Raw genomic sequence first — 3,952 nt, forward strand, 5'->3', positions numbered from 1 at the left:
CTGTTGGGCACCGCCCAAAGAATAAAATGTGAACAATATTTGGGAGGCGATATTTCGAAAATAAAGCGAATTTTTTTAACAAGTTTTGTTCAATACCAACAGCACAGTGACGGTTTGATTAATCGATTACAAGAATGGATGCATAATGAAGACCCTAGCAGACTCTCTGTCGCTATGTGTGCAGAAAAAATCTTTTTGAGTGAAAGACAAATGAAACGTCGCTTTAAAGCAGCAACTGGCGAATCTCCAATGAGTTACATACAACGTATTCGAGTAGCATTCGCTAGAGAAAAATTGGACACTACGCGCCTAAATATAGAACAAATATCCCAGCAGGTCGGTTACAGTGACACAAACCATTTTCGATCGCTGTTTAAAAAGTTTTACGACATGACACCCACAGAATATCGCAAAACGACACAGACTGGTGGGGCTTAATCATTTAAATTTTCGTTGAACCTAACTTCTTAGTTTAAAAGAAGGGAGTTACCCGAATTAATTGAGATTCTTAATCCACAATCCAAGACAAAATAGGTAACTCTCGCTCTAGAGCCCTCATCAATTCAACATTTAAAAAGTTTATCTATCCCCGCCCACGCTTGTATCTGCAAGCGTTCAACGACGCCACACCACACTTAATCTCGTTTTAATATTCGTCATACACCATCGAATCTGAAGACATTAAAGTCTTTGATTGGGGCGCCTAGAAAGCCAAGAAACACGGATGACTTGGCGAAAGCCAAATCTCGTTATCAATGTGGATCGATAGGAGGTCCTTAGCGCTAAGTTAAACCTCGTTAATGTCAGTGACGATGATAATAAGGCGCTAACAACATTACTTAACCCACTTCGAAAAAGTCAATGAAGTATAAAGTGATAGACCTAGTGACACGAGAATGTGCAACTAGATACAAGAAGGAAAAGAGAAACAAAGTCGACTGATTTGTTTACAAGACGCTAAAAGCCCTGACAACATGGACAAGTAAAAACAGGTAATAACGACAAAAACTCAAGACGAATGAACATGGTTACTCATCAAAGGGAAATAAGTTGCCACCAACATTCAGTTGATACATTGTTAGCTAGTAAATGGAACTGAGTGAAAATAATCTTCCTTAGGTTCAATCTGACAAGCGCCGATTAAAAAACAAAACTGTCAGATCAGGACCAAACGACGACTCTTGATTGACCTCAGGATAACCATCTTTACCACCGATAAAATACTATTGAGAAAGTTTATCTAGGACAGGGGTTATCGACTGATGAAGTTCACTGGTTTCATATGCACCAGATAAGAGTCTACTTGGGTAAGCAATTGAATTACTGAGAACTTCACCAATATTATTAATATGAATACGAGTATCTGCCACACAAGCGCTCATGCATATTTTAATAAATTGCTTTGAAGTATCAAGTTCAAGCAAACGCGCACATCGCAGTGCTTCTTTAGTTCTTTCATGGAGCATTTCTTCAGATAACACGATTAACCCCTTCTCCATTCAGTAGCATAACAATGTGAAACTCTTCGCTTTCCCTCACCATAGCAAGGAAAAGGCTCTCTCTCATTTCTTTTCGGACCGTATTATCGCCAAGTACATATTTCGTCAAAACGCTAATAGCTTGTTGCTCGCTAACTTCGTCTTGACTAACTATTGCCGACAATACGCTTTTCGACAGGTTTGACGAGATGTCAAAATTCAGTTCTTTTGCCGTTACAAGCATCGCTTTTATTACTTTGTTTTTTTGAGCTCTGATAGTACATATTTTCAGTTCATGCTTATCAAATGCATACCCAATATCATCTAGTAGTTGGCTCAGTTCTTGATACACTTTGTATTCCTCTAGTTCATTGTTCTCGTCCCTCATATGTTAACGTTATATGTTTAAAATAAAATAATGAAACCAATTGCACCAATAAAAAAAATACGATAAATATCATGGGATTATAAAAAAGACCTCACTATTACGTCCAGAAAATAGGATATATATGTCCTATTTGCTTACCATGCAATGGAGGTAATGCTTTTTATCCATATTAACTGAGTTGGTCTACATAGATTCAATACCATTAGAAAAACGACACATACCCCTTACATTTAGGACTTTAACTGCGACCATTTACACATAAACCATTGAGTTTATGTGGTTAAATTTAAAAATAACTAAATCTATGGACGAGGTTTCTTATTTTATTTTTTCTGGGCAAGTAGATAATAATGCACAGAATCTTAAAAAAGGAACTGACAATGTTATACGCACAACCTGGAACTGAGAACTCAATTGTTGATTTCAAACCACAATATCAAAATTTCATTGGAGGAGCATGGATCGCACCGAAACATGGAAAGTATTTTACGAACACCTCTCCAATCAACCACTCAGTAATTTGCGAAATTCCGGCTTCGACTCAAGAAGATATCGATTTAGCAGTTAATTTTGCACATGGTGCAAAAAGCGATTGGGCTTCAACATCAGTTACTGAGCGTTCGAACATACTACTAAAGATCGCAGATCGTATTGAACAGAATCTTGAGATGCTTGCTATTGCTGAAACCTGGGATAACGGGAAACCTGTCCGCGAGACGCTCGCCGCTGATATTCCTCTGGTAGTCGACCATTTCCGTTATTTTGCTGGATGCATTAGAGCCCAAGAAGGCTCTGCTTCAGAGCTGGATTCGCAAACCATGACCTACCACTTTCCTGAACCTGTTGGGGTTGTCGGACAAATTATTCCATGGAACTTTCCACTCTTGATGGCGGCTTGGAAACTAGCACCAGCTCTGGCTGCAGGTTGTTGCGTTGTCTTGAAGCCAGCAGAGCAAACTCCTGCATCGATATTGTTCTTAATGGAACTCATCGAAGATCTCGTACCTGCTGGTGTAATAAATATCGTTAATGGCTATGGTTCAGAAGCGGGTCAAGCGCTTGCAACACACAAAAAAATTGCAAAAATCGCCTTTACTGGTTCGACTGAAGTTGGACAACATATCCTTAAGTGCGCCGCTGATAACCTGATCCCATCAACAGTCGAGCTAGGTGGTAAGTCTCCAAACATCTTTATGGCTGATATATTTGATCACGAAGACAGCTATCTAGATAAGTGTATCGAAGGCGTACTACTGGCTTTCTTCAATCAAGGTGAAGTTTGTACGTGCCCTTCGCGAGTTCTGATTCAAGAATCTATTTACGATCGCTTCATTTCGCGTTTACAGACTCGCATGAAAACGATCAAACAAGGAAACCCGCTCGATACCGATACACAAGTCGGATCACAGGTTTCAAGAGAGCAGTTTGACAAAATCCGTCAATATATCGCACTTGGTCATGAAGAAGGCGCTGAATTACTTATTGGCGGCAAGAGTTATGAAGACAATGGCTACTTTGTCGAGCCAACTCTCTTCAAAGGAACTAACGAGATGCGTATTTTCCAAGAAGAGATCTTTGGTCCAGTCGTTGCTGTTACAACATTTAAAGACTCTGAAGAAGCACTGGCTATCGCTAACGGTACTGAGTATGGATTAGGTGCAGGGGTATGGACACGTGATAACAATCTGATTTCACATATGACGAAAAATATCCAAGCTGGACGAATTTGGGTCAACTGCTACCACGCGTATCCAGCTCACGCTGCATTTGGTGGTTACAAAAAATCCGGCATTGGTCGAGAAACACACAAAATGATGCTCGATCATTACCAAAATACCAAAAATATCATCGTAAGCCATAGCATTGATCCCTTAGGCTTCTTCTAATTATTCAACTGCTCCTCTGCCCGATGGTTTATCGGGCATATTTTTATCAGAATAATAATTTTCAATGGCTTGGTATCATAACAAAATGGTTAATAAAAGTAGCTCTAAATTGACAATAACCTAACTTAGAAACGAATTATAGAGAATGAAAACCCGTTCAATATTTTTATTTGGTTGATCTTCAAAGGATACCTCACCTT

General features: G+C 39.3%; 4 protein-coding genes. 2 read left to right on the forward strand and 2 right to left on the reverse strand.

Translation table 11 applies throughout. The annotated features are described in order from the left end of the window. Window positions 1–438: helix-turn-helix domain-containing protein (locus AB4623_RS24035; RefSeq protein ID WP_372147525.1), on the forward strand; the 438-nt coding region annotated here is incomplete at its 5' end. A gap of 785 nt (window positions 439–1,223) precedes the next feature. Here AB4623_RS24035 and AB4623_RS24040 read toward each other — a convergent pair. Together AB4623_RS24040 and AB4623_RS24045 are read right to left on the reverse strand one after the other, a co-directional pair. Then, a complete protein-coding gene (locus AB4623_RS24040) occupies window positions 1,224–1,481 on the reverse strand; it encodes a hypothetical protein (protein ID WP_017082558.1) in 258 nt (85 codons plus the stop codon). Continuing rightward, a complete protein-coding gene (locus tag AB4623_RS24045; RefSeq protein WP_017082559.1) occupies window positions 1,471–1,866 on the reverse strand; it encodes a hypothetical protein in 396 nt (131 codons plus the stop codon). Before AB4623_RS24045 ends, AB4623_RS24040 begins: the two co-directional genes overlap by 11 nt. Before the next feature lie 380 nt (window positions 1,867–2,246). On the opposite strand from AB4623_RS24045, the gene AB4623_RS24050 reads away from it, so the two are divergent. Continuing rightward, the gene (locus AB4623_RS24050) at window positions 2,247–3,752 is read left to right on the forward strand and encodes an aldehyde dehydrogenase family protein (protein WP_048660432.1); all 1,506 of its coding nucleotides are present in this window, start codon (window positions 2,247–2,249) and stop codon (window positions 3,750–3,752) included. Window positions 3,753–3,952: the final 200 nt, after the last annotated feature.

This window comes from Vibrio sp. 10N.222.52.C12 (assembly GCF_041474215.1).
Classification (GTDB): Bacteria; Pseudomonadota; Gammaproteobacteria; order Enterobacterales; family Vibrionaceae; genus Vibrio; species Vibrio crassostreae_C.